19 protein-coding genes and 1 tRNA gene are annotated in these 25433 nt (G+C 70.5%); 16 read left to right on the top strand and 4 right to left on the bottom strand.

Features of this window, described 5'->3' with window-relative positions; all coding sequences use genetic code 11:
- Window positions 1–130 precede the first annotated feature (130 nt).
- From BCL65_RS09400 to BCL65_RS09385, 4 genes are read right to left on the bottom strand one after another with little or no spacing between them, the layout of a single operon-like run.
- Window positions 131–787, bottom strand: coding sequence for a response regulator transcription factor (locus BCL65_RS09400; RefSeq protein WP_106267351.1), 657 nt, complete (start codon window positions 785–787; stop codon window positions 131–133).
- Window positions 784–2295, bottom strand: a complete 1512-nt coding sequence (locus BCL65_RS09395; RefSeq protein WP_243400912.1) for a sensor histidine kinase — start codon at window positions 2293–2295, stop codon at window positions 784–786. Before BCL65_RS09395 ends, BCL65_RS09400 begins: the two co-directional genes overlap by 4 nt.
- A complete protein-coding gene (locus tag BCL65_RS17980; RefSeq protein WP_106267349.1) occupies window positions 2295–2636 on the bottom strand; it encodes a hypothetical protein in 342 nt (113 codons plus the stop codon). The genes BCL65_RS09395 and BCL65_RS17980 overlap by 1 nt, the downstream gene beginning before the upstream one ends.
- A 7-nt stretch (window positions 2637–2643) precedes the next feature.
- Window positions 2644–3681 (bottom strand): adenosine deaminase, encoded by a 1038-nt coding sequence (locus BCL65_RS09385; protein ID WP_165799974.1) that lies wholly within the window; start codon window positions 3679–3681, stop codon window positions 2644–2646.
- A gap of 194 nt (window positions 3682–3875) precedes the next feature.
- Here BCL65_RS09385 and BCL65_RS09380 point away from each other — a divergent pair.
- From BCL65_RS09380 to fusA, 16 genes are all read left to right on the top strand, one after another.
- Window positions 3876–3951: transfer RNA gene (locus tag BCL65_RS09380), tRNA-Trp, on the top strand.
- Window positions 3952–4085: 134 nt separating this feature from the next.
- Complete coding sequence (gene secE / locus BCL65_RS09375; RefSeq protein WP_106267345.1) at window positions 4086–4340, top strand: preprotein translocase subunit SecE; 255 nt, start codon at window positions 4086–4088, stop codon at window positions 4338–4340.
- 64 nt (window positions 4341–4404) lie between these two features.
- A complete protein-coding gene (gene nusG, locus BCL65_RS09370; RefSeq protein ID WP_106267343.1) occupies window positions 4405–5241 on the top strand; it encodes a transcription termination/antitermination protein NusG in 837 nt (278 codons plus the stop codon).
- A 96-nt stretch (window positions 5242–5337) separates the two neighbouring features.
- Complete coding sequence (gene rplK / locus BCL65_RS09365) at window positions 5338–5769, top strand: 50S ribosomal protein L11 (RefSeq protein ID WP_106267341.1); 432 nt, start codon at window positions 5338–5340, stop codon at window positions 5767–5769.
- Between the two features lie 109 nt (window positions 5770–5878).
- Entirely contained in the window at window positions 5879–6586 is a 708-nt protein-coding gene (rplA, locus tag BCL65_RS09360; RefSeq protein ID WP_106267435.1) for a 50S ribosomal protein L1, read from the top strand.
- Window positions 6587–6857: 271 nt separating this feature from the next.
- Entirely contained in the window at window positions 6858–7466 is a 609-nt protein-coding gene (locus BCL65_RS09355) for an RNA polymerase sigma factor (protein WP_243400917.1), read from the top strand.
- Entirely contained in the window at window positions 7457–7957 is a 501-nt protein-coding gene (locus tag BCL65_RS09350) for a hypothetical protein (RefSeq protein WP_106267338.1), read from the top strand. Before BCL65_RS09355 ends, BCL65_RS09350 begins: the two co-directional genes overlap by 10 nt.
- Before the next feature lie 64 nt (window positions 7958–8021).
- Window positions 8022–9764: a S8 family serine peptidase gene (locus BCL65_RS09345; protein WP_125206513.1), complete on the top strand. Its 1743-nt coding sequence runs from the start codon at window positions 8022–8024 to the stop codon at window positions 9762–9764.
- Window positions 9765–9866: 102 nt separating this feature from the next.
- Window positions 9867–12356 carry a CHAT domain-containing protein gene (locus BCL65_RS09340; protein WP_106267334.1) on the top strand — a complete coding sequence of 830 codons (2490 nt, stop codon included), beginning with the start codon at window positions 9867–9869 and terminating at the stop codon, window positions 12354–12356.
- A gap of 437 nt (window positions 12357–12793) precedes the next feature.
- A complete protein-coding gene (rplJ, locus tag BCL65_RS09335; RefSeq protein WP_106267332.1) occupies window positions 12794–13324 on the top strand; it encodes a 50S ribosomal protein L10 in 531 nt (176 codons plus the stop codon).
- An 84-nt stretch (window positions 13325–13408) separates the two neighbouring features.
- On the top strand, window positions 13409–13798 hold the full coding sequence (gene rplL / locus BCL65_RS09330; protein ID WP_106267330.1) for a 50S ribosomal protein L7/L12: 390 nt from the start codon (window positions 13409–13411) through the stop codon (window positions 13796–13798).
- A 493-nt stretch (window positions 13799–14291) separates the two neighbouring features.
- Window positions 14292–17804 carry a DNA-directed RNA polymerase subunit beta gene (rpoB, locus tag BCL65_RS09325; RefSeq protein WP_106267328.1) on the top strand — a complete coding sequence of 1171 codons (3513 nt, stop codon included), beginning with the start codon at window positions 14292–14294 and terminating at the stop codon, window positions 17802–17804.
- 56 nt (window positions 17805–17860) lie between these two features.
- On the top strand, window positions 17861–21742 hold the full coding sequence (locus BCL65_RS09320; RefSeq protein WP_106267326.1) for a DNA-directed RNA polymerase subunit beta': 3882 nt from the start codon (window positions 17861–17863) through the stop codon (window positions 21740–21742).
- 581 nt (window positions 21743–22323) lie between these two features.
- Entirely contained in the window at window positions 22324–22698 is a 375-nt protein-coding gene (gene rpsL / locus BCL65_RS09315) for a 30S ribosomal protein S12 (protein WP_106267324.1), read from the top strand.
- Window positions 22698–23168 carry a 30S ribosomal protein S7 gene (gene rpsG, locus BCL65_RS09310; RefSeq protein WP_106267322.1) on the top strand — a complete coding sequence of 157 codons (471 nt, stop codon included), beginning with the start codon at window positions 22698–22700 and terminating at the stop codon, window positions 23166–23168. The genes rpsL and rpsG overlap by 1 nt, the downstream gene beginning before the upstream one ends.
- 112 nt (window positions 23169–23280) lie before the next feature.
- Window positions 23281–25383 carry an elongation factor G gene (gene fusA / locus BCL65_RS09305; RefSeq protein WP_106267321.1) on the top strand — a complete coding sequence of 701 codons (2103 nt, stop codon included), beginning with the start codon at window positions 23281–23283 and terminating at the stop codon, window positions 25381–25383.
- The last annotated feature ends 50 nt before the right edge of the window (window positions 25384–25433 follow it).

Here is a 25433-nt window from a genome sequence, read left to right as displayed (position 1 = left end):
CCACCCAGAGGGCGAGGACGGAAGCCGCCGCGCGGTCGTCAGGCGGGAAGCGCAGGTCGCGCAGCGACCGTGAGCGCGACCGCGCGGCGGCTTCCGTCCTCGCCCTCGACCGCACAGGGCAGGGCGGACATCACGCCAACCGGTACCCCATCCCCCGGACCGTCACGAACCGCTCCGCACCGAGCTTGTTGCGCAGGTAGCGCACGTACACGTCCACCACGTTGGACCCGGGGTCGAAGTCGTAGCCCCACACCCGCGAGAGCAGCTGCTCGCGGCTGAGCACCTGCCCAGGGTTGCGCAGGAACGCCTCGGCGAGCGCGAACTCCCGGGCGGAGAGGTCCACCTCGACGTCACCGGCGCGGGCACGTCGGGTGCGCAGGTCGAGGCTGAGGTCGCCGTGGCTCACCACGGTCGCCTCACCGCCGGGCTCCGTGCGCAGCCGGAGGCGGATGCGGGCCAGGAGCTCCTCGAAGCGGAACGGCTTGGGCATGTAGTCGTCGGCGCCGCCCTCGAGCCCCGCCACGGTGTCCGAGACGGAGGTGCGCGCGGTCAGGATGATCACGGGCATCGTCACCCGCGCCTCCCGGAGCCGGCGCAGCACGGTGAAGCCGTCCTGGTCGGGGAGCCCGAGGTCCAGCACGAGCAGGTCGAAGTCGCCGGAGGCCGCGAGGTCGAAGGCCTCGCGAGCCGTGGCCACGGTGGTGCTGGCGTACCCGGCGGCGCGGAGCCCCTTGGCGATGAACGAGGCGATGCGGGACTCGTCCTCGGCGACGAGGATCTGGCTCACGGGTCGGTCCTTCCGTCGGTCGGCGCGCCGTCGGGGGCGCCGGGCAGCACGGGCAGCACGGGCAGCTCGATGGTGAAGGTCGAGCCGAGCCCGGGCTCGGACTCCACGCGGACCGTCCCGTCGTGTCCCTCGGCGATCGCGGCCACGATGGCGAGGCCGAGCCCGGAGCCTTCCCGGTGCGCGCCGCCGTGCCGGCCCCGGGCGAACCGCTCGAAGATCGTGGCGACGTCGTCGGCCGCGATGCCCATGCCCTCGTCGCGCACCCAGAGGTGGGCCCGCGAGCCGTCGGCAATGGTGCGCGAGCCGATCGCGACCACGCTGCCCGGCTCCGAGAACTTCACGGCGTTGGCCGCGAGCTGCAGCCACGCCTGGGTGAGCCGCTGCGCGTCGGCCAGGGTCGACACGTCGGTACGGGCGTCCACGAGCCACGTCCGGTCGCCGAGCGTGCGCACCTTGTCGAGCACGTCGTCGGTGAGGCGCCCGAGGTCCACGGGGGCGAGGCGGACGAACTCGGGCTGACCGACGGTCGCGAGGGTCACGAGGTCGTCGGTGAGTCGCCGCATCCGGTCCAGCTCGTCGAGCGTGAGGGCGCGGGTCTCGGCCGCGTCGTCGGCGTCGTGCGGGTCCATGAGCTCCAGGTGCCCCTGCACGATCGTCAGGGGCGTGCGCAGCTCGTGGCCGACGTCGTCGAGCAGCCGACGCTGCGCCTCGAAGGATCCCTCGAGGCGGCCGAGCATCCCGTTGAAGGCGCGCGTGAGGTCGGTCAGGTCGTCGTTGCCCGTCTCGGGCAGGCGTGCCGACAGGTCGGTGTCGCCGATCCGTTGCGCGGTTCGGGCGAGGAGGCGGATGGGTCGCAGCAGGCGCCCGGCCACGAGCCAGCCGACGACCCCGGTGACCAGGAGCGAGGCGAGCGCCACGGCCGCGTAGGTCCGGAACACGGCCTGGGTCTCGGCGTGCTCGGCCCGCCGGTCGTAGGCCAGCACCAGGGCCGCCGGGGCGTCCGCGGCGCTAGCCGCGTCGCCGGCAGCGGTGCCCGCAGCAGTGGAGGTGACCGGCACGACGACGGCACGGTAGTCGGTCGTGGCGGTGTGCACGAGCCGCAGGACGGAGCTGTCCGCCTCGACCAGGGGGGAGACGGCCTCGACGAACGCCGCGTCGTCCTCCAGGTGCACGGTGACGGCCTGCTGGCTCACCAGCGGGCTCCGGCCGGTGCGCAGCCCGATGATGCCCTCGTTCCGGCTGGGGACGGTGAGCTGGATGGCGGCGACGACGACGTCCTCGGGCGAGGTGAAGCGCTCACCGGTCACGGGGTTGACTCCGGACTCCGCCAGGGCCTCGAGCTCGCCGATGTCCTGGACGAGGTCGGCGTCGATACGGGTGTCGACCTGCCGGTACGCGAGCCAGTAGGCGGTCCCGCCCGCCAGGGCGAGCGCCAGCAGGGTCAGGGCCAGCAGGGCGGCGAGGATACGCGTGCGGACCGTCAGGCCGCCGGTGGAGGTCCGGGCCATCACCCGTCCCCGTCGTCGTCATCGTCGTCTGTCTCGCCGTCGTCGTCCCCGTCGCTGGCCCCGCCGTCGTCATCGTCGTCTGCATCGTCATCGTCGTCCGCCGGTGGCACCGGCGCGACCTCGCCGTCGTCCCGCTCCGGGCCGCCCGAGGGCGTGGGGTCGCCGGAGGAGTCCGGGCCGGCGGAGACCGACGGCGCGGGAGCGGGGGAGATGACGACGACGGGCCCGACGTCGAGGTCCTCGGGCTCGCCGGTCGTGGCGGCGGCCACCGCCACCCCGGCCGTCCCGAGGAGCAGCCCGACGAGCACCCAGGCGAGCAGGCGGATCGTCGGACGCGTCATGAGGAGATCATCCCGCGGCGGGATGAGACGGAGATGAGAGCCAGTCGTCGATCCCCGCGAGGAGGCGCTGCTTGGTCGCGGCGGAGGCGCGAGAGCCCCGGACGGAGGCGCGGGCGAGGTCCGCGAGCTCCGCGTCGGTGAAGCCGTGCACGGTGCGTGCCGTCTCGTACTGCTGCACCAGCCGTGAGCCGAACAGCAGCGGGTCGTCCGCGCCGAGCGCCACCTGGGCCCCGGCGTCGACCAGCGTGCGCAGGGGGACGTCGTCGTCCCGCTCGTACACGCCGAGGCTCACGTTGGAGGCCGGGCACACCTCGAGGGTGACGCCCGACTCGACGAGGGACGCCAGCAGGGCGGGATCCTCCACGGACCGCACCCCGTGGCCGAGACGGTCGGGTGCCAGCGTCCCGACGACCTCCTGCAGGTGCGCCGGGCCCAGCAGCTCGCCCCCGTGCGGCACGGAGGCCAGCCCGGCACGGCGCGCGATGCGGAACGCGTGCGCGAACTCGGAGGTGTCGCCGCGGCGCTCGTCGTTGCTCAGCCCGAACCCGACGACCTCGCCGGGGCCGTCCCCGGCGTACCGGGCCGCCAGCCGGGCGAGCGTCCGTGCGTCCAGGGGGTGCCGCATGCGTGAGGCCGCGACGACGACGGCGACCTCCAGCCCGTGCGCGGCGCTCGCGGCGCGGGCCTCGTCGAGCACGATCTCCACGGCCGGAGTGATGCCGCCGACGAACGGGGCGTACGACGTGGGATCGACCTGGATCTCGAGGCGGCCCGACCCCTCGGCGGCGTCGTCGGCCGCGGCCTCGTCGACGAGCCGGCGCATGTCGGCCTCGGACCGGACGCAGTGCCGGGCGGAGTCGTAGAGCCGTTGGAAGCGGAACCAGCCGCGCTCGTCGGCGGGGACGCGCAGGGCGACGCCGTCGGTCAGGGCGGCGGGCAGGCGCATCCCGTGCTCGGCGGACATCTCCCGCAGGGAGCTGACCCGCAGCGATCCCGTGAAGTGCAGGTGGAGATGAGCCTTCGGGAGCTTTGCCAGGTCGCGCACCCGGACAGTCTGGCACCACTCGCACGAGCCGGCCGCGCCGCCGCGACCGTGGTGGACGAGCGTGTGACCGACGTGTCGCCAGGGCGGTTCGACCCACGGCGCGGGTTCGCGTACAGTTGTCCCTCGGTGGTTGACGGCCGCCATGCTGGACCGCGCCCTCAGGGGCTCGACCGGTGTGACGTCGTCGGGCACGAAGGGTAGTGGCGCAATTGGTAGCGCAGCGGTCTCCAAAACCGCAGGTTGCAGGTTCGAGTCCTGTCTACCCTGCCAGCGTGATCCCCCGCGGGGCCGCGCGCAGCGGGGCCATGCGACACGTATGACCCGAACGCCAGGAGTCTGTGCCGTGGGTACGTCGCCGGCAGGCGGCGTGGCTGCGGTGTGATCGCGAAACGGGGTAGGTCGAAGTGAGCGAGTTGCCGGCTGAGGCCGCTGGGACGCACGATGCCGGAACGGGCAAGGAGCGTCGCGGCATCTTCGCCCGCATCGCGCTGTTCGTCCGTCAGGTCGTGGGTGAGCTCCGCAAGGTCGTCACCCCGACCCGGTCGGAGCTGATCAACTACACGATCGTCGTGATCGTGTTCGTCACGGTGGCGATGCTCTTCGTCACCGGGCTCGACCTCGTCGTCGGTCAGGGCGCCGGCTGGCTCTTCGGGAACTGATCCCGACCAGCCGTCGAGCACCCGGGCCGCAACCCACATCCGAAGTCAGAAAGCAGGTTCGTTCGTGTCCCAGGACCCTCTGGAGCAGGCGGAGAACGTCGACCCCACGCAGCCCGACGCCCCCGGCGTCGAGGCCGACAACGACGTGCCCGGAGCCCCCGAGGGGACCGCGGCCGCATCTGACGACGTCGCGGACGCCGCGGACGCGCCCGGCACCGACGCCGAGGCGGCGGACGAGGCCGAGTCGGCCGACGAGGCCGACGTCACCGCGGAGATCGAGGACCCCGCCGACGAGCTCCGTCGCACGCTGCGTGCGCAGCCGGGTGACTGGTTCGTCATCCACTCCTACGCGGGCTACGAGAACCGGGTCAAGGCCAACCTCGAGAACCGCACCCAGAGCCTCAACATGGAGGACTACATCTTCCAGGTCGAGGTCCCCATGGAGGAGGTGACCGAGATCAAGAACGCGCAGAAGAAGACCGTCCGCCGCGTCCGGATCCCCGGTTACGTCCTGGTGCGCATGGACCTGACCGACGAGTCGTGGGGCGCCGTGCGCCACACGCCGGGCGTCACCGGCTTCGTGGGCCACACCCACCAGCCCGTCCCCCTGTCGCTGGACGAGGTCTTCGGGATGCTCGCCCCGACGATGCTCGAGCAGTCGCCCGCCAAGCCGGCCACCGCCGGCGCCGGCGCGGGGACCGGCGGAGCGTCCGCGCAGCCCTCCATCGAGGTCGACTTCGAGGTCGGCGAGTCGGTCACCGTCACGGACGGTCCGTTCGACACGCTGCCCGCCACGATCTCCGAGATCAACGCCGAGGCCCAGAAGCTCAAGGTCCTCGTCTCCATCTTCGGCCGGGAGACCCCGGTCGAGCTGTCGTTCAACCAGGTCGCCAAGATCTGACCGGAGCGCCGGGACTCCGGCGCTCCGCGCGAACGACGTCATGCAACCGGGTCATCGCCCACGGCGTCGGCCCACGACACAGAGAGGGGAAGCAGCATGCCTCCCAAGAAGAAGGTCGCCGGTCTCATCAAGCTCCAGATCCAGGCCGGGGCCGCGAACCCCGCCCCGCCGATCGGGCCCGCGCTGGGTCAGCACGGCGTGAACATCATGGAGTTCTGCAAGGCCTACAACGCGGCCACCGAGTCGCAGCGCGGCAACGTGGTGCCGGTGGAGATCACGGTCTACGAGGACCGCTCCTTCACGTTCATCACGAAGACCCCGCCGGCCGCGGAGCTCATCAAGAAGGCCGCCGGTGTGGCCAAGGGCTCGGCGACGCCGCACACGACCAAGGTCGCGCAGCTCACCCAGGACCAGGTCCGGGAGATCGCCGAGACCAAGATGCCGGACATCAACGCCAACGACATCGAGGCCGCGAAGAAGATCATCGCCGGCACCGCTCGTTCGATGGGCATCACCGTCCAGGGCTGACGTCCACCCCCGTCCGTCACGGACGGACAAGTCCCGACGACAGTCGTCGGGCACGTGGGAGGGTCTGCGCAGACCCGACGAACCACGACTGCAGCAAGGAGACATGCAGATGGCACAGCGCAGCAAGGCGTACCGCGCCGCCGCGGCGAAGATCGACCGCGACAACCTGTACACGCCCCTCGAGGCCGTGAAGATGGCGAAGGAGTCGGCCTCCTCGAAGGCTGACGCGACCCTCGAGGTGGCCTTCCGCCTCGGCGTCGACCCGCGCAAGGCGGACCAGCTGGTCCGCGGCACGGTCAACCTGCCGCACGGCACCGGCAAGACGGCCCGCGTGATCGTCTTCGCGAACGGCCCGAAGGCCGAGGAGGCCATGGCGGCCGGCGCCGACGAGGTCGGCGGCGACGACCTCATCGCCAAGGTGGCCGGCGGCTACACCGACTTCGACGCGGCCGTGGCCACGCCGGACCTCATGGGCAAGGTCGGTCGTCTCGGTAAGGTCCTCGGTCCCCGCGGCCTCATGCCGAACCCGAAGACCGGTACCGTGACCATGGACGTCACCAAGGCCGTGAACGACATCAAGGGCGGCAAGATCGAGTTCCGCGTCGACAAGCACGCGAACCTCCACTTCATCATCGGCAAGGCCTCGTTCTCCGAGGAGCAGCTGGTGGAGAACTACGGCGCCGCCCTCGACGAGGTCCTGCGGCTCAAGCCGTCGTCCTCGAAGGGTCGCTACATCACCAAGGCGACGCTCGCGACGACGTTCGGCCCGGGCATCCCGCTCGACCAGTCGCGCACCACGCGCCTCATGGAGAGCTGACCCCGGTCTCCGCACCACGACGGCCCGGCACCTTCCTCGCGAGGGTGCCGGGCCGTCGTCGTCCCCGGGCGCCGAGCCGGCCGCCCGGCGCCCGCCCGATGTATCAGGGCGGCGGGCCGCGCCTCCCTCCCCACGACAGAGCCGATCGTGCGGAGGGTGAAATCTCATGGGCGGACCCGGAGGGCGCCGCGCGTCACCGCGTCCCGCCCTACGCTCGTGGGGAGCCGCCGGAGCGTCCGGCGCGCGGGACCACGAGGACGCGCGACGAGAGATGACCAGTCCCCCAGAGACGGAGAGCCTCGGTGACCGAGCCGCGGCAGCGCTGCTGGGATATCGCGAGGGCCGCGCGGACGCCATGAGCGAGTTCGTCCGTGAGGCGACCCCGCTGCTGTGGCGCACGGTGCGCGCCCAGGGCGTTCCTCGCGAGGCGGCCGACGACGTCGTCCAGCAGACGTGGGCGGCGCTCGTCGGGCACGTGGAGTCGATCTCCGAGCCGAAGGCCACGCTCAAGTGGCTGCTGGTGACGGCGCGCCGCGCCGCCTGGGAGGTCGTCCGCAAGGGACGTGCCGACGAGCAGCGACGCACGGAGCTGCCCGACGACGACGCCGAGACCTCCGCGACGCTGCCGGACCCGACCCCGGGCCCGGAGGCCGAGCTCCTGCGCGACGAGCGGGACCGGCTGCTGTGGGGTGCGTTGCGCCAGCTGCCGGACCGGTGCCAGGAGCTGCTGCGCCTGGTCTCCCTCGCCGACCGTCCGGACTACCGGTCCATCTCCGCCGCGATCGGCATGCCGGTCGGGAGCATCGGCGCCACCCGGGGACGGTGCCTCGCCAAGCTGCGCGCCGTCCTCACCGAGCAGGGGGAGACCTCATGGACATGACCTACTTCGACGACGTCCCCGGTGCCGAGGAACCCCTGGACGCCTCCGACGTCGCGCTGCTCGCCCGCGTGGCGGAGCTGAGCGAGCGCGCGGACCCGGTGCCGGAAGGGCTCGTCGAGCGGTCGCTGTTCGCCATGACCCTCGCGGGCCTCGAGTCCGAGGTCATGGAGCTCATGGTCCTGGAGGCGCCGGCGGGCACGGTGCGCAGCGACGCGCCACCGCTGGAGACCCGCACCATTACCTTCACCCACGAGCGGCTCACCGTGATGATCGCGCTGTCGCCCGGGAACACCCCGCGCACGGTGCGCGTGGACGGCTGGCTCGCCCCCGCGGACACGCTGACGATCGTGCTGCGCCGGCCCGACGGCGACCACCGCACCACCGCCGACGACGACGGACGGTTCGTCCTGGAGGACGTCCCCCGCGGCCTGGCCAGCCTGCTCGTGGAGCAGGACGACGTGCCGATCACCACGCCCGTCATCGAGCTGTAGACCTGACCGTCCCTGACCTGACACACCGGTGGGCACGTCCGTGCCCGCCGCCGAGGAGGAGCACGTGAGCGAGACGACCGTCGCCGACGCCGCCGGAGGGCGGCGTCCCGTCCGGCACCTGGACCCCGACCGGGTCCGCCGGAGCCCGGGCGCCTCCCGGGTCGACGCGACGACCTATGTCGCCGACCGGCTCATCGTCCGGGGAGACCTGCCGGACGCGCTCCGCGAGGCGGTAGCCCCCGAAGTGGAGCGACTGACGGCCGGCGGCGAACGTGCCGTGGCCGTTCTCGACCCCTGGCCCGTGGACGCGACGGAAGAGCCGCAGACCTGGATCGACGGGGTGCGACGCATCGCCACGGAGATGGGCTACCGACTCACCTACGACGGCACCCTCGGAGACCTGGCGGTCGACGACGTCGACGACGAGACGTTCGGCTACGCCCTCCGGCTGGTCCCGGAGAGGGACGACGACCTCGAGGTCGACACGTGGCAGGTGCTCGAGCGGATCACCGCCGAGCTGAGGGACCTCGACGAGCGGGACGAGCTCGACGAGGGGGAGGAGCGGACGCCGCGCGTCGGGCTCGACCACGTCCTGCGGGCGCAGCGTGGCAGGACGACACCCCTGCCCTTCGTCCCGGTGGCACGCCCCCGGACGACGCCGCTGCCCGTCAGTGCCGTCGACGAGTACGGTCGCCCCGGCACGGGCGGTCTGACGCCGGTGCGCTACCTGGGTGGTCCGCCGCGTCGCGCCCTGGACGACGGACCCACACCGTGGGTCGCTGCCGACGGGACGCGACGCCCCGTCGTGGCCATCGTCGACACCGGCATCGGGTCGCACCCGTGGTTCGGCGAGTACGACCCGCAGGATCCTCAGGACAGCGCGGTGGTGGTGCGGACCGCCTCGCTCGACGGAGCTCCCGTGGGGACGTTTCCCGTACCGCGCTTCGATTCGGAGGACGCGGAGTTCGGTGGCCTCAGCGTCGACCCGCTGACGGGTCCGCTGGACCCGGTGGCGGGGCACGGGACGTTCATGGCCGGGATCGTGCACCAGGTCTGCCCGGACGCGGTACTCATGGCGGTCCGCGCATTCGGGGGCTCGGGCGAGGTCTCCGAGTGGCAGGTGCTGCACACCCTGTGGCGGGTGCTGCGCTATCACCGCCGGGGGGCCCAGGGCGACGACGGCTACCATCGCGTCGACGTCGTCGTGCTGGCCATGGGCTACTACCACGAGCAGCCCCTGGACTACGGGTACGACGGTCCGCTGCGCCGCGTGCTTCGGGCGCTGCGCCGCGCCGGCGTCGTCGTCGTGACCGCGTCCGGCAACGACGGGACGACGAGACCGATGTTCCCCGCCGCCTGGGCCCCGCGCCTCCACCGCGAGGGTGGTGCGGTGGCCCCGGTCGACGACCGGCAGCTCTCGGCGGCGTACCCCCCGCTGATCGTGGCCGGGGCAACCAACCCGGACGGGACGACAGCGATCTTCAGCAACGACGGTCCTTGGGTCACGTGCGTCCGTCCGGGTGCCTCCGTGATGTCGACGATGCCGACGACGGTCGACGGTCCCGAGACCCCGGCGGCACGAGTGGCGGAACGGCTGCGCCCGGGGGTCCGGGCCACCGTGGACCCGGACGACTTCACCGGGGGGTACGCCACCTGGAGCGGGACGTCCTTCGCCGCGCCGTACCTCGCAGGCGAGGTGGCGGGAGCGCGGCTTGCCCACGGTGGTGCGGACACCGGGGTCCCCGCCGCGTGGGATGCTGTGACCAGCGCGACCACCCTGACGGGGCGTGGCGACGACGGCAGGTAGGGGGCAGGAATCGACCGGGCGGCGTACGACGAACGGCTCCGTGAGGCGCAGGAGCTCAACGCGGCGTCCCGCGTTCGGCCGGCGTCGCGGGCCTATCGCTCGTTGCTGCGTGACATCGCCCCACTCGATCCGGAGCGGCACGGCGTCTGGGTCGTCGAGCTGCGTGTGCGGGCGCTCGTGGGGGAGGCAGCCTGCGTCTACGCCCTGACCGGGTCGCTCGGCAACGCGCGGCGGCTGGTCGGTGAGGCACTGGCGGTCGCGACCGCCGCGGGGGAGCCGCGTCTCGAGGCGCTGGCCCACGGGCAGGAGGGCCTGCTGCACGTCAGGTCCGGGAATGCCGGCGCGGCACTGGACGCGTTCGACCGGGCGCTGCGTTCGGTCGAGCCGTCGAACCATCGTGATCTGGCGGTGCTCCACATCAACCGCGCGGCCGCTGCCCTGGAGATCGGCGACCTCGCGGCTGCCGTCCGGAGCAACGAGTCGGCGCTGGCCCACGCCCAGGCCGGTCAGTACGACCGGTACGCCGCCTTCGCGCAGCTCAACCTCGGACTCGCCCGCTACCGCGAGGGCGACTTTCCCGCGGCGCTGCGCGAGCTGGAGGCGGCCGCAGCGCGGCAACCGGGTGGTCCGGACGGCTGGTCCGAGGTGAGCAGGGCCCAGATCCTCCTCGACGCCGGCCTGGTGTCGGAGGCGGAGCAGGTCCTCGCCGACGCGGCGGACCTCTTCGTCACGGACGACCTGACGGGAGAACGCGCGGACGCGCTGTACGGCCGGGCCCAGTGCGCTCTGCTCCTTCGTCGGTTCGACGACGCGATGCGATGGGCGGCGCAGGCCGCGCGTGCGTTCACACGTGTCGGCAACAGCGTGTGGGCGCTCAGGGCGACGGTGGTCCGGCTCGAGGGCAGACTGGCGGACGACCGCGAGCGCGCCGGCCTGAGTCGCTCGACGCTGCGCCGGCGGGCTGAACGGGCGCTGAGGCTGGCCGACGACGGCGAGGCGCACGGTCCCGGGACGGGCCGAGACGTCGCCGTGGCCGCCCGTCTGCTGGCGGTGGAGTGGGCTCTGCTTGCCGGCGACGTCGCTCGCGCGGTGGAGATCGCACGCGCTGTGCCGCGCCGGCTGAGCTCTGACAGCCCTCTCCCGCTGCGCGTCCACCACCGGTCGGTGCTGGCCCAGGTGGCCTTCGCGCAGGGCGACCGGCGGGCCGGGTTGCGGGCGGTGCGCGGAGGCCACCAGATCCTGGCGGACCACCGGGCGCGGGTCGGTTCCGTCGACGCGGTGACGGCCGCCGCCGCGCACGGCGGAAGGCTCGCGCGGGTCGACGTCGAGGCGGCGATGGCCACGGGTCGCGCTTCCGCGGTGTTCGACGCCACCGAGCGTGGCCGTGCCGCCTTCGCCGGCGCGGCGCGGGTCAGACCGCCGAACGACCCGGGGCTCGCCGAGCTGCTGGTCCAGGCCCGGCGGGCCGGCGAGGACGCACGAGAGCTGGCCGCCGGCCCCGAGGCCGACGACCGCACTCGCTCCGCGCAGCGGGCGGCGGAGTCGTACCGCCTGCAGGAGCAGGCACGGCGCCGGTCGTGGCAGCTCTCGGGGTCCGCGGGAAGCCTGGTGCCCCGGCCGGCCACGGCTGCCGCGACCGTCGACCGCCTCCGCAGGGCGGGAACCGAGGAGGTCGTGGTCTCGTACCTGCTGACCGAGCGCATCACGGCGCTGCGTGCTGACGGCACGGGGGTGCGGTCCGTCAACCTGTGCCCGGCCGCTGAGCTCCTCGAGCTGGTCCGTCGAGTACGCGGGGACACCGAGGTGCTGGCCAACGGACTGATCCCGCCGCGGATGCGGGATGTGGCCGCTGCTTCCGCACGCCGGTCCCTCGCACGGATCGACGACCTGTTGCTCGCGCCGCTCGAGGTCTCCGGCGCGCTCTACGTCGCTGCCCGGGGCGATCTCCTCGGCGTCCCGTGGGCGGCGATGCCGTCACGGGCGGGCCGGGCGACGTCGGTGAACTCGTGGGTCGACCTGAGCAGCATCGGGCCGGCCCCGGCTCCGCCACGGGTGGTGGTCGTCGCCGGACCGGATCTCGCCGCCGCGGAGGAAGAGGCACGGCTCGTCGCCGATGTCTGGGACGATGCGCTGCTGCTCGCCGGTCCCGACGCCACGTGCGGCAGGACCGGGGCAGCGCTCGAGGGTGCCACGGTGGTGCACCTCGGTGCGCACGGCAGGCACGAGCCGGACAACCCGCTGTTCTCGGCCGTCCGGCTCGCGGACGGCTCTCTCTATGCTCACGAGCTCGACGGGACGGACCTCAGCGGCGCGGTCGTGGTGCTCTCCGCCTGCGAGGTCGGTCGCGCCTCCACCCGGGTCGGCGGTGAGCCGCTCGGCCTGACGAGCGTGCTCCTGCGGCTCGGGGCAAGGGCGGTGGTGGCCGCGGTGGCCCCGTTGCGCGACGACGTCGCCGTGCGCGTCATGCCCCGCCTGCACGCGTCGCTCAGGGAGGGCCTCGAACCGGCTGCGGCACTCGCCCACGCGCTGGCGGACGAGGTCGAGCCCGTCCCGCTCGTGTGCTTCGGCCCGATGCCGCTGGTGAGCCCGTGACCGTCGTGAGCGGTCCCCTGGCATGCGAACGCCGCTGACCTGCGGCGACGACCATGACGAAGAAGCTCCGCCGTGCCGCCGTCGGGGCGAGCGCTGCCGCGGCGATGCCCATGACGGCGAGCCGCTGACGTGGTCGGCGGCGTGCGGCCGCTCCGGAGGCACACCGCCGCTGTGACGCGTGCCTCCCGCCTCGGGTGCCGCACCGCCGTCGTCGTCGTGTAAGGTTCTCGGGTAACCCAAGACCGCCGGTCGTCAGATGCTGCCCGGAGCCCCGCTCCGAACGGCTGAAGACCGAAGTCCCGCGAAGAGCGGGGGCCTGCGCAGGTGACACGACGACGATCCACAGTCCTGCTGTGAGCTCCGAGCCCCGTGCGCCTGCGCCGGGGCTCTTTCTCTTTCCCGGGGTGACCGGTGGCTCCACCACCGGAAGGATTGCCATGGCGAGGCCGGACAAGGCAGCCGCCGTCGCGGAGATCGCGGACAAGCTCCGTGAGACCAACGCGGCCGTGCTGACCGAGTACCGCGGGCTCACCGTCACGCAGCTCCAGGAGCTGCGGCGGTCGCTGCGCGGCAACGCAACCTACGCCGTGGTGAAGAACACGCTGACCACGATCGCGGCCAAGGAGGCGGGTGTCGAGGGTCTCGACGCCGACCTCAAGGGCCCCTCTGCGATCGCGTTCGTGACCGGGGACCCGGTCGAGGCCGCCAAGGGCCTGCGTGACTTCGCCAAGGCGAACCCTGCACTGGTCATCAAGGGCGGTGTCCTCGACGGGAACCCGCTGACCGCTGCGGAGATCACGAAGCTCGCGGACCTCGAGTCCCGCGAGGTTCTCCTGGCCAAGGTGGCTGGTGGGCTGAAGGCCACGCTGACGCGTGCTGCCTATGCCTTCTCGGCCAAGCCTGCCCAGGTCGCCCGAGTCATCGATGCCCTGCGTCAGAAGCAGGACTCGGAGGGCGTCGCCGCCTGACCTGGCGGACGCCCTGACACACAAACCCCTGCTTCTGGCGGGCCGTCCGGCCCGCGAAGCGCTGATTGAAAGGAACGCCACATCATGGCGAAGCTCAGCACCGACGAGCTCCTGTCCGCCTTCGAGGAGCTCACCCTCATCGAGCTCTCCGAGTTCGTGAAGGCCTTCGAGGAGAAGTTCGACGTCACCGCCGCCGCTCCGGTCGCCGTGGCTGCCGCGGGCGCCCCCGCCGGTGGCGGCGAGGCCGAGGCCGCCGAGGAGCAGACGGAGTTCGACGTCATCCTCGAGTCGGCCGGCGACAAGAAGATCCAGGTGATCAAGGAGGTGCGCGCGCTCACGTCCCTCGGCCTCAAGGAGGCCAAGGACCTGGTCGACGGCGCGCCGAAGCCGGTCGTCGAGGGTGTCGACAAGGACGCTGCGGAGAAGGCCAAGGAGGCGCTCGAGGGCGCCGGCGCCACCGTCACCCTCAAGTGAGCCTCGCGGCCTGAGCCGCACTCACGGGTGATGCCGCGACCCCGGTCGCGGTGAGTCTCCGGTCCGAAGGCCCGTTCCCCTCCGGGGGAGCGGGCCTTCGGCGTGCCCGCGTGGGGATCCTGTGAGGGACCGGGGGAGTGTGAGCAACGGCTCCGCCCGACGGCTGGCCACAGTGCCTGGAGGGCGGTAACGTCGGTGGGTACCGTTTCTTGGGCGGCATATGGCGGCCACCGAGACAACGTCCTCACAACCAGCGAAGCCGAGGACGTCTGCTCGCGCGCCCACGCGGGTGGACAGGTTCCTCGGTTTCGGCTACGCTAGCGCTTTGCGCTCGCCTGTGCCCTGACGCCCCTCCCGCCGACGATGTCCCGCCTGCTGAGACCACCGTGGTCACCCCCCGGATGGCTCGTGGAGCGGCACCTTCGCCCGCGGCTCGGCGCCCGTCGCAGCACGAGCGTACAGCGTGCCATCGAACTGCAGGGAAGGACCCCTCTTGGCTGCCTCGCGCACCCCTTCTGCTCCGTCCGCCGACGCCATCGCGAACCGCACCGCCTCCCGCCGCGTCTCCTTCGCCCGGATCCACGAGCCGCTCCAGGCGCCCGACCTCCTCGGGCTCCAGGTCGAGAGCTTCGACTGGCTCCTCGGCAACGAGGCCTGGCAGGCCCGGGTCGAGGCCGCGGTCGAGGCCGGTCGCCACGACGTCCCGGACGCCTCCGGTCTGGAGGAGATCTTCGAGGAGATCTCGCCGATCGAGGACTTCGGCCAGTCCATGTCCCTCTCGTTCTCCAACCACCGCTTCGAGCCCCCGAAGTACACGGTGGACGAGTGCAAGGAGAAGGACTTCACCTACGCGGCCCCGCTGTTCGTCACGGCCGAGTTCGTCAACTACACCACCGGCGAGATCAAGAGCCAGACGGTGTTCATGGGTGACTTCCCGCTCATGACCGACCGCGGCACGTTCGTCATCAACGGCACCGAGCGCGTCGTCGTCTCGCAGCTCGTGCGCTCCCCGGGCGTCTACTTCGAGCGCACCCCGGACAAGACGAGCGACAAGGACGTCTACTCCGCGAAGATCATCCCGTCGCGCGGTGCGTGGCTCGAGTTCGAGATCGACAAGCGCGACGCCGTCGGCGTGCGCGTCGACCGCAAGCGCAAGCAGCCGGTGACGGTGCTCCTCAAGGCGCTCGGTCTGACCGAGTCGGAGATCCGCGAGGAGTTCGCCGAGTTCCCGACGATCCTCGACACCCTGGAGAAGGACCACGTCCACACCCAGGACGAGGCCCTCGTCGACCTGTACCGCAAGATCCGTCCCGGTGAGCCGCCGACGGTCGAGGCCGGTCGCGCGCTCGTCGAGAACTTCTACTTCAACCCGAAGCGCTACGACCTGGCGAAGGTCGGCCGCTACAAGATGAACAAGAAGGTCGGCGTCTCGGCCGAGCTGAGCGAGAGCACGCTCTCGGTCACCGACGTCGTCGCGACGATCAAGTACCTCGCGGCGCTGCACGCGGACAAGGCGACCCTCGACGGCACCCGCGACGGCGAGCCCTACGAGGTCCGCGTCGAGACGGACGACATCGACCACTTCGGCAACCGCCGCATCCGCGCCGTGGGCGAGCTCATCCAGAACCAGGTCCGCACGGGTCTGTCCCGGATGGAGCGCGTCGTGCGCGAGCGCATGACGACGCAGGACGTCGAGGCGATCACGCCGCAGACCCTGATCAACATCCGCCCCGTGGTGGCGTCGATCCGCGAGTTCTTCGGCACCTCGCAGCTGTCGCAGTTCATGGACCAGAACAACCCGCTCGCGGGCCTGACGCACAAGCGTCGTCTGTCCGCGCTCGGCCCGGGTGGTCTCTCCCGCGACCGTGCCGGCATGGAGGTCCGTGACGTCCACCCGTCGCACTACGGCCGCATGTGCCCGATCGAGACCCCCGAGGGTCCGAACATCGGTCTGATCGGCTCGCTCGCGTCGTTCGGCCGCATCAACCCGTTCGGGTTCATCGAGACGCCGTACCGCAAGGTCGTGGCGGGCAAGGTCACGGACGAGGTCGTCTACCTGACGGCCGACGACGAGGACCGCCACGTCATCGCCCAGGCGAACACCACGCTGAACGAGGACGGCTCCTTCGCGCTCGACCGCGTCCTGGTCCGCACCAAGGGCGGCGAGACGGACGACATCCTGGCCGCCGACGTCGACTACATGGACGTCTCGCCGCGCCAGATGGTCTCGGTCGCGACCGCGCTGATCCCGTTCCTCGAGCACGACGACGCCAACCGTGCGCTCATGGGCGCCAACATGCAGCGCCAGGCCGTGCCGCTGGTGCGCTCGGAGGCTCCGCTGGTCGGTACCGGCATGGAGCGCCGTGCCGCCGTCGACGCCGGTGACGTCATCGTCGCCTCGAAGCCCGGCGTGGTCTCGCAGGTCTCCGCCGACCTCATCACGGTCCAGAACGACGACGGGACCACCACCACGTACCGCGCGGCGAAGTTCCGCCGCTCGAACCAGGGCACGAGCTACAACCAGCGGGTGCTCATCGATGCCGGCCAGCGGGTCGAGGTGGGCTCCGTGCTCGCCGACGGCCCCGCGACCGACGAGGGCGACCTCGCGCTCGGCCGCAACCTGCTCGTGGCGTTCATGTCCTGGGAGGGTCACAACTACGAGGACGCGATCATCCTGTCGCAGCGCCTCGTGGAGGACGACGTCCTGTCCTCGATCCACATCGAGGAGCACGAGGTCGACGCCCGCGACACCAAGCTCGGGCCCGAGGAGATCACGCGGGACATCCCGAACGTCTCCGAGGACGTCCTGGCGGACCTCGACGAGCGCGGCATCATCCGCATCGGTGCCGAGGTCGGCGCCGGCGACGTGCTGGTCGGCAAGGTCACCCCCAAGGGTGAGACCGAGCTGACCCCGGAGGAGCGCCTGCTGCGCGCGATCTTCGGCGAGAAGGCCCGCGAGGTCCGCGACACCTCCCTCAAGGTGCCCCACGGCGAGTCCGGCACGGTGATCGGCGTGCGCGAGTTCAACCGGGAGGACGGCGACGAGCTGCCCGCCGGTGTGAACCAGCTGGTGCGCGTCTACATCGCGAACCGACGCAAGATCACCGTCGGCGACAAGCTCGCCGGCCGCCACGGCAACAAGGGCGTCATCTCGAAGATCCTGCCGCAGGAGGACATGCCCTTCCTGCCCGACGGCACGCCCGTGGACATCGTGCTCAACCCGCTCGGTGTGCCCGGCCGCATGAACGTCGGTCAGGTGCTCGAGACCCACCTGGGCTGGGTCGCCAGCCGAGGCTGGGACGTCGAGCTCGCCGAGGGCGACGACCTGCAGTGGCGCGAGAAGCTCCCGGAGCACGCCAAGCGCTCCGAGCCGGGCACCCCGGTGGCGACGCCGGTGTTCGACGGCCTGGAGGAGGACGCCCTGCGCGGCCTCATCTCGACGACGCTGCCGAACCGTGACGGTGACCGCATGGTCGGTCTCGACGGCAAGGCGGCGCTGTTCGACGGCCGCTCCGGCGAGCCGTTCCCGGACCCGGTCGCGGTGGGCTACATGTACATCCTCAAGCTCCACCACCTCGTCGACGACAAGATCCACGCGCGCTCGACCGGCCCGTACTCGATGATCACGCAGCAGCCGCTGGGTGGTAAGGCGCAGTTCGGTGGTCAGCGCTTCGGCGAGATGGAGGTGTGGGCCCTCGAGGCGTACGGCGCGGCCTACACGCTGCAGGAGCTGCTCACCATCAAGTCCGACGACATCCCGGGCCGCGTCAAGGTCTACGAGGCGATCGTCAAGGGCGAGAACATCCCCGACTCGGGCATCCCGGAGTCCTTCAAGGTCCTCCTCAAGGAGATGCAGTCGCTCTGCCTGAACGTCGAGGTGCTCTCGAGCGACGGCATGCAGATCGAGATGAAGGAGTCCGACGACGAGGTGTACCGCGCCGCGGAGGAGCTCGGTATCGACCTCTCCCGCCGGCCCAACTCCGCCACCACGGTCGACGAGATCTGATCCAGCGACCAGCTGAACTACGGAACATCCGAAAAGCTTTGAGGAAGTAGGACATCTTGCTCGACGTCAACGTCTTCGACGAGCTGCGTATCGGCCTGGCCAGGGCCGACGACATCCGTGCCTGGTCGCACGGCGAGGTGAAGAAGCCCGAGACCATCAACTACCGCACCCTCAAGCCGGAGAAGGACGGGCTCTTCTGCGAGAAGATCTTCGGCCCCACCCGGGACTGGGAGTGCTACTGCGGCAAGTACAAGCGGGTGCGCTTCAAGGGCATCATCTGCGAGCGCTGCGGTGTCGAGGTCACGCGGTCCAAGGTGCGCCGTGAGCGCATGGGTCACATCGAGCTCGCCGCCCCCGTCACGCACATCTGGTTCTTCAAGGGTGTGCCCTCCCGCCTGGGCTACCTGCTCGACCTGGCGCCGAAGGACCTGGAGAAGGTCATCTACTTCGCGGCCTACATGATCACGTGGGTCGACGACGAGGCGCGCCAGGAAGACCTCCCGAACCTCCAGAACGAGATCGACCTGGAGAAGAAGGAGATCACCGACCGCCGCGACAACGACATCAACACCCGCGCCCAGAAGCTCGAGGCCGACCTGGCCGAGCTCGAGGCCGAGGGTGCCAAGGCCGACGCGCGCCGCAAGGTGCGCGACTCCGCCGAGCGCGAGATGGCGCAGCTGCGCAAGCGCTCGGACGCGGAGCTCGACCGCCTGGAGCAGGTCTGGGACCGGTTCAAGAACCTCAAGGTCGCCGACCTCGAGGGTGACGAGATGCTGTACCGGCAGCTCGTCGACCGCTACGGCACCTACTTCGAGGGCTCGATGGGCGCCGCGGCGATCCAGAAGCGTCTCGAGAGCTTCGACCTGGAGGCCGAGGCCGAGACGCTGCGCGAGATCATCCGCAGCGGCAAGGGGCAGCGCAAGACCCGGGCGCTCAAGCGCCTCAAGGTCGTCAACGCGTTCCTGACGACGACGAACTCGCCGTCGGCCATGGTGCTCGACGCCGTGCCGGTCATCCCGCCGGACCTGCGCCCGATGGTGCAGCTCGACGGTGGCCGCTTCGCGACGTCGGACCTCAACGACCTGTACCGCCGCGTCATCAACCGGAACAACCGCCTCAAGCGGCTGCTCGACCTCGGTGCGCCCGAGATCATCGTCAACAACGAGAAGCGGATGCTGCAGGAGGCCGTCGACTCGCTGTTCGACAACGGCCGCCGCGGCCGCCCGGTCACGGGTCCCGGCAACCGTCCGCTGAAGTCGATCTCCGACATGCTCAAGGGCAAGCAGGGCCGGTTCCGCCAGAACCTGCTCGGCAAGCGCGTCGACTACTCGGGCCGTTCGGTCATCGTGGTCGGCCCGCAGCTCAAGCTGCACCAGTGCGGCCTGCCGAAGCAGATGGCGCTCGAGCTGTTCAAGCCGTTCGTGATGAAGCGGCTCGTGGAGCTCAACCACGCGCAGAACATCAAGTCGGCCAAGCGCATGGTCGAGCGGACGCGTTCCGTGGTGTGGGACGTGCTCGAGGAGGTCATCACCGAGCACCCCGTGCTGCTGAACCGTGCGCCCACCCTGCACCGCCTGGGTATCCAGGCGTTCGAGCCGCAGCTCGTCGAAGGCAAGGCCATCCACCTGCACCCGCTCGTCTGCGGCGCGTTCAACGCCGACTTCGACGGTGACCAGATGGCCGTCCACCTGCCGCTGAGCGCGGAGGCGCAGGCCGAGGCCCGCATCCTCATGCTCTCGAGCAACAACATCCTCAAGCCGTCGGACGGCCGCCCGGTGACCATGCCCTCCCAGGACATGATCATCGGTCTGCACCACCTGACGGCGGACCGTCCGGGGGCCAAGGGCGAGGGCCGGGTGTTCTCCTCGCAGGCCGAGGCGATCATGGCCTTCGACCGTGGCGAGCTCGACATCAACGCGTCGATCAAGCTCCGGATGTCGGACCTGGTGGCGCCGACGCGCGGCTTCGAGGCCCCTGAGGGCTGGGAGCCGGGGCAGACGCTCCTGTTCACGACCACGCTCGGCCGGACGCTCTTCAACGAGGCGCTTCCCGTCGACTACCCGTTCCAGAACGAGATCGTCGGCAAGAAGGAGCTCTCGACGATCGTCAACGACCTGGCGGAGCGCTACCCCAAGGTCGACGTCGCGACGTCGCTGGACGCGCTCAAGGACGCCGGCTACCGGTGGGCGACCCGCTCGGGCGTGACGATCTCGATCACCGACGTCGCGATGCCGGTCGAGAAGAACGAGATCCTCGACGAGCACGAGGCGCGTGCGCTCAAGGTCCAGGGCCAGTACGAGAAGGGCCTGATCACGGACGACGAGCGCCGTCAGGAGCTCATCGAGATCTGGACCCAGGCGACCGACAAGATCGCCGCGGTCATGCGGACGCACCTCGAGAACGACGAGCGGAACACGCTGTACCGCATGGTCTCCTCGGGCGCCCGTGGTAACTGGATGCAGGTCCGTCAGATCGCCGGTATGCGCGGTCTCGTGGCGAACCCGAAGGGCGAGATCATCCCGCGCCCGATCAAGTCCAACTACCGCGAGGGCCTGTCCGTCCTCGAATACTTCATCGCCTCCCACGGTGCCCGCAAGGGCCTCGCGGACACGGCGCTGCGGACGGCGGACTCCGGCTACCTGACGCGTCGTCTCGTCGACGTCTCGCAGGACGTCATCATCCGCGAGGAGGACTGCGGCACCGAGCGCGGTCTGCCGCTGCCGGTGGCCGAGCGGATCGGCGACCAGCTGGTGCCGGACGCTCGCGTGGAGACCTCGATCTACTCGCGCACGTTCGCCACGGACGTCGTGGCGGAGGACGGCACGGTCATCGCCGAGGCCGGCTCCGACGCGGGCGACATCATCATCGACAAGGTGATCGCCGCCGGCATCGAGGAGGTCCGGGTCCGCTCGGTCCTGACCTGCGAGTCGCGCGTCGGCACCTGCGCCAAGTGCTACGGCCGCTCCCTGGCCACGGGCAAGCTCGTGGACATCGGCGAGGCCGTCGGCATCATCGCGGCGCAGTCGATCGGTGAGCCGGGCACGCAGCTGACGATGCGTACCTTCCACACCGGTGGTGTCGCCTCCGCGGAGGACATCACGCAGGGTCTGCCCCGTGTGACCGAGCTCTTCGAGGCCCGTACCCCGAAGGGTGAGGCGCCCATCGCGGAGTACACCGGTCGTGTCACGATCGAGGACACGGAGCGCACGCGTCACCTCGTGCTCACGCCGGACGACGGCGGCGAGGAGATCCGCTACCCCGTCACCAAGCGTGCGCGCCTGCTGATCGCCGACGGCGACCACGTGGCCGTCGGCACGCAGCTGGTGCAGGGTGCGGTGGACCCGAAGAAGGTCCTGCGCATCCTCGGCCCGCGTGCCGCCCAGAAGCAGCTCGTCGACGCGGTGCAGGACACGTACCGGTCGCAGGGTGTGGACATCCACGACAAGCACATCGAGGTCATCGTGCGGCAGATGCTGCGTCGCGTGACCGTGCTGGACGCCGGGGACGCCGCGCTGCTGCCGGGTGAGCTCGCCGAGCGCACCCGCTTCGAGGACGCGAACCGCAAGGCCGTGGCGGAGGGTGGCCAGCCGGCTGCCGGCCGTCCGGAGCTGATGGGCATCACGAAGGCCTCGCTCGCCACCGACTCGTGGCTCTCGGCCGCCTCCTTCCAGGAGACGACGCGGGTGCTCACGGAGGCGGCGATGAGCGGCCGTCGGGACCCGCTGCTGGGCCTCAAGGAGAACGTCATCATCGGTAAGCTCATCCCGGCCGGTACGGGTCTGCCCCGCTACCGGAACATCGAGGTCGAGCCGACCGAGCAGGCCAAGGCGGAGCTCTACCCGAGCTTCGGCTACGACGAGATCGACTTCCCGACGCTCGGCATGGGCTCGGGCGAGGCGATCCCGCTGGAGGACCTGGACTTCGGCGACTTCCGCTGATTCCTGTACGGCGCGGGGAGACCCGCCGTCGTTCCGGTCGCGTTCACGCGCCCCTGGGGGCGCTCCACTTCGGGAATGCGGACGACCGGAACGACGGCGGGTCTCCCCGCGCCGTCGTCGTTGCTGCGGAACGGTCGCGGGACGACGGCGGAGGCGGCTGGGGTGCATCGGTGCGGGTAGGTGCGGGTAGGTGCGGTCGTCGGGGTTGTCGCCGGGCGGGGCGACGGACGTCACAGCGGGGCCGCCGTCTCGCCCTTTGACCCCGCTTGTTTCCGGCGGTAGCCTAGGAAGCCGTGCCCGTGCCGTCGCACCGTGCATCCCGCTGGTCGCCCGAGGAGTGCTCCACAGCACCTCTCGGGAGAGCCGCCGGAGGCGCCGCCGATGCGTGCACGAGCATCCCGGATGACCGCTCGGACCGTTCGCAAGGACGGGGGAGCGGACCCGGGCCATCGAGCCGGTGGTAAGTGGCGTTGCGGTCCGTGAGGATCGCGGGTGCCGCCTGCGATCGGCACGCACAAGCCAGACAGACCACCGTCGAGGGCCACCAGGCCCTCGTGAGCTCGAGAGACGACGGAGACGTAGTGCCTACGATCCAGCAGCTCGTCCGCAAGGGCCGGACCTCGAAGGCCGGGAAGTCGAAGACCCCGGCCCTCAAGGGTTCCCCTCAGCGGCGCGGCGTGTGCACCCGTGTGTACACCACCACCCCCAAGAAGCCGAACTCCGCGCTCCGCAAGGTCGCGCGTGTGAAGCTTTCCTCCGGCATCGAGGTCACGGCCTACATCCCCGGTGTCGGTCACAACCTGCAGGAGCACTCGATCGTGCTCGTGCGCGGCGGCCGTGTGAAGGACCTTCCCGGTGTCCGCTACAAGATCGTGCGCGGCGCGCTCGACACCCAGGGTGTCAAGGGCCGTCAGCAGGCGCGTTCCCGGTACGGCGCGAAGAAGGAGAAGGCCTGATGCCTCGTAAGGGTCCGGCCCCCAAGCGGCCGCTCATCGTCGACCCCGTCTACGGGTCGCCCGTCGTGACGCAGCTGATCAACAAGGTCCTGCTCGACGGCAAGAAGTCCACCGCCGAGTCGATCGTCTACGGCGCCCTCGAGGGCGTCCGCGACAAGACCGACCAGGACCCGGTCGTCGTCCTCAAGCGTGCGCTCGAGAACGTCCGTCCGGCCCTCGAGGTCCGCTCCCGCCGAGTCGGCGGCGCGACCTACCAGGTCCCGGTGGACGTCCGGCCGTCCCGGTCGACGACGCTGGCGCTGCGCTGGCTCACCGACTTCTCCCGCGCTCGCCGTGAGAAGACGATGACCGAGCGTCTGATGAACGAGATCCTCGACGCCTCGAACGGCCTCGGTGCCGCGGTCAAGCGCCGCGAGGACATGCACAAGATGGCCGAGTCCAACAAGGCCTTCGCGCACTACCGCTGGTGATGCGCTGGGACGACCCCGGGAGCATCCCGGGGTCGTCCGCGGATCTGGAGCCGGCAGACGCCGGGTCTCCGCACCGGTTCCGACGTCCCACTGACCCGAGGGGTAAGACACCGTGGCACTCGACGTGCTGACCGACCTGAAGAAGGTCCGCAACATCGGCATCATGGCCCACATCGATGCCGGCAAGACCACCACCACCGAGCGCATCCTGTACTACACGGGTGTCAACTACAAGATCGGTGAGACGCACGACGGTGCGTCGACGATGGACTGGATGGAGCAGGAGCAGGAGCGCGGCATCACGATCACGTCCGCCGCGACGACCTGCTACTGGAACGACAACCAGATCAACATCATCGACACCCCCGGGCACGTGGACTTCACGGTCGAGGTGGAGCGTTCGCTCCGCGTCCTCGACGGTGCCGTCGCCGTGTTCGACGGCAAGGAGGGTGTCGAGCCGCAGTCGGAGACGGTGTGGCGTCAGGCCGACAAGTACGACGTCCCGCGCATCTGCTTCGTCAACAAGATGGACAAGCTGGGTGCCGACTTCTACTTCACGGTCAAGACGATCGTCGAGCGCCTCAAGGCCAAGCCGCTGGTCATCCAGCTGCCGATCGGTGCCGAGAACGACTTCACCGGCGTCGTCGACCTGCTGCAGATGAAGGCGCTGGTCTGGCACGGCGAGACCGCGCTCGGCGAGAAGTACGAGATCGAGGACATCCCGGCCGACCTCCAGGAGAAGGCCGAGGAGTACCGCAGCGAGCTCATCGAGGCCGTCGCGGAGACGGACGAGGAGCTGCTCGAGAAGTACCTCGGCGGTGAAGAGCTCACGATCGACGAGATCAAGGGCGGCATCCGCAAGCTCGTCGTCAACTCCGAGGCGTTCCCGGTCCTGTGCGGTTCGGCGTTCAAGAACAAGGGCGTGCAGCCCATGCTCGACGCCGTGATCGACTACCTGCCGTCGCCGCTGGACGTCCCCGCCGTCCAGGGCCACGACGCCAAGGACGAGGAGAAGATCATCGAGCGTCACTCCGACGCCTCGGAGCCCTTCTCGGCGCTGGCCTTCAAGGTCGCCTCGCACCCGTTCTTCGGCAAGCTCACCTACGTCCGGGTGTACTCGGGCAAGGTGGAGCAGGGCGCCCAGGTCTACAACACGACCAAGGGCAAGAAGGAGCGCATCGGGAAGCTCTTCCAGATGCACTCCAACAAGGAGAACCCGGTCCCCGAGGCCCAGGCCGGCCACATCTACGCGTTCATCGGGCTCAAGGACACCACCACCGGTGACACCCTGAGCGCGCCGGACTCCCAGGTCATCCTCGAGTCGATGACCTTCCCGGAGCCCGTGATCGACGTGGCCATCGAGCCGAAGACCAAGGCGGACCAGGAGAAGCTCTCCACGGCGATCCAGAAGCTCGCCGAGGAGGACCCGACGTTCCGCGTGAAGCTGGACGAGGAGACCGGCCAGACCGTCATCGGCGGTATGGGCGAGCTCCACCTCGACATCCTGGTCGACCGCATGAAGCGGGAGTTCAAGGTCGAGGCCAACGTCGGCAAGCCGCAGGTCGCGTACCGCGAGACGATCCGTCGCAAGGCGGAGAAGATCGACTACACGCACAAGAAGCAGACCGGTGGGTCGGGTCAGTTCGCGAAGGTCCAGGTGACCTTCGAGCCGCTGGAGACCACGGAGGGCGAGCTCTACGAGTTCGACAACGCGGTCACCGGTGGTCGGATCCCGCGCGAGTACATCCCGTCGGTGGACGCCGGTATCCAGGCGGCCATGCAGCAGGGTGTGCTGGCCGGCTTCCCGGTGGTCGGCGTCAAGGCCACGCTCATCGACGGGGCGTACCACGACGTCGACTCCTCGGAGATGGCGTTCAAGATCGCCGGCTCCATGGTGTTCAAGGAGGGTGTCCGCCGCGCCGACCCGGTGCTGCTGGAGCCCCTCATGGCCGTCGAGGTGCGCACGCCCGAGGAGTACATGGGCGACGTCATCGGCGACATCAACTCGCGTCGTGGACTGATCCAGTCCATGGAGGATGCCACGGGCGTCAAGGTCGTGCGCGCCCAGGTACCGTTGAGCGAGATGTTCGGGTACATCGGGGACCTGCGTTCCAAGACGCAGGGCCGCGCCGTGTACTCGATGCAGTTCGACAGCTACGGCGAGGTTCCCAAGGCCGTGGCTGAGGAGATCATCAAGAAGACCCGGGGCGAGTGAGTCCCCACAGGTCGAACACCTGCACAACCATCAACCTGTAGGAAACCGCA

This window comes from Isoptericola halotolerans, from assembly GCF_003003075.1.
Classification (GTDB): Bacteria; Actinomycetota; Actinomycetes; order Actinomycetales; family Cellulomonadaceae; genus Isoptericola; species Isoptericola halotolerans_A.
Note: the sequence above shows the minus strand (reverse complement) of the source record. Positions and strands in the feature narration are given on the sequence as shown.

Excerpts from the sequence above, each read along its gene's own strand:
- BCL65_RS09395 (WP_243400912.1), bottom strand. The coding sequence starts at position 2,295 with ATGGCCCGGACCTCCACCGGCGGCCTGACGGTCCGCACGCGTATCCTC.
- BCL65_RS17980 (WP_106267349.1), bottom strand. The coding sequence starts at position 2,636 with ATGACGCGTCCGACGATCCGCCTGCTCGCCTGGGTGCTCGTCGGGCTG.
- rplK (WP_106267341.1), top strand. The coding sequence starts at position 5,338 with ATGCCTCCCAAGAAGAAGGTCGCCGGTCTCATCAAGCTCCAGATCCAG.
- rplA (WP_106267435.1), top strand. The coding sequence starts at position 5,879 with ATGGCACAGCGCAGCAAGGCGTACCGCGCCGCCGCGGCGAAGATCGAC.
- BCL65_RS09355 (WP_243400917.1), top strand. The coding sequence starts at position 6,858 with ATGACCAGTCCCCCAGAGACGGAGAGCCTCGGTGACCGAGCCGCGGCA.
- BCL65_RS09350 (WP_106267338.1), top strand. The coding sequence starts at position 7,457 with ATGGACATGACCTACTTCGACGACGTCCCCGGTGCCGAGGAACCCCTG.
- rplJ (WP_106267332.1), top strand. The coding sequence starts at position 12,794 with ATGGCGAGGCCGGACAAGGCAGCCGCCGTCGCGGAGATCGCGGACAAG.
- rplL (WP_106267330.1), top strand. The coding sequence starts at position 13,409 with ATGGCGAAGCTCAGCACCGACGAGCTCCTGTCCGCCTTCGAGGAGCTC.
- rpsG (WP_106267322.1), top strand. The coding sequence starts at position 22,698 with ATGCCTCGTAAGGGTCCGGCCCCCAAGCGGCCGCTCATCGTCGACCCC.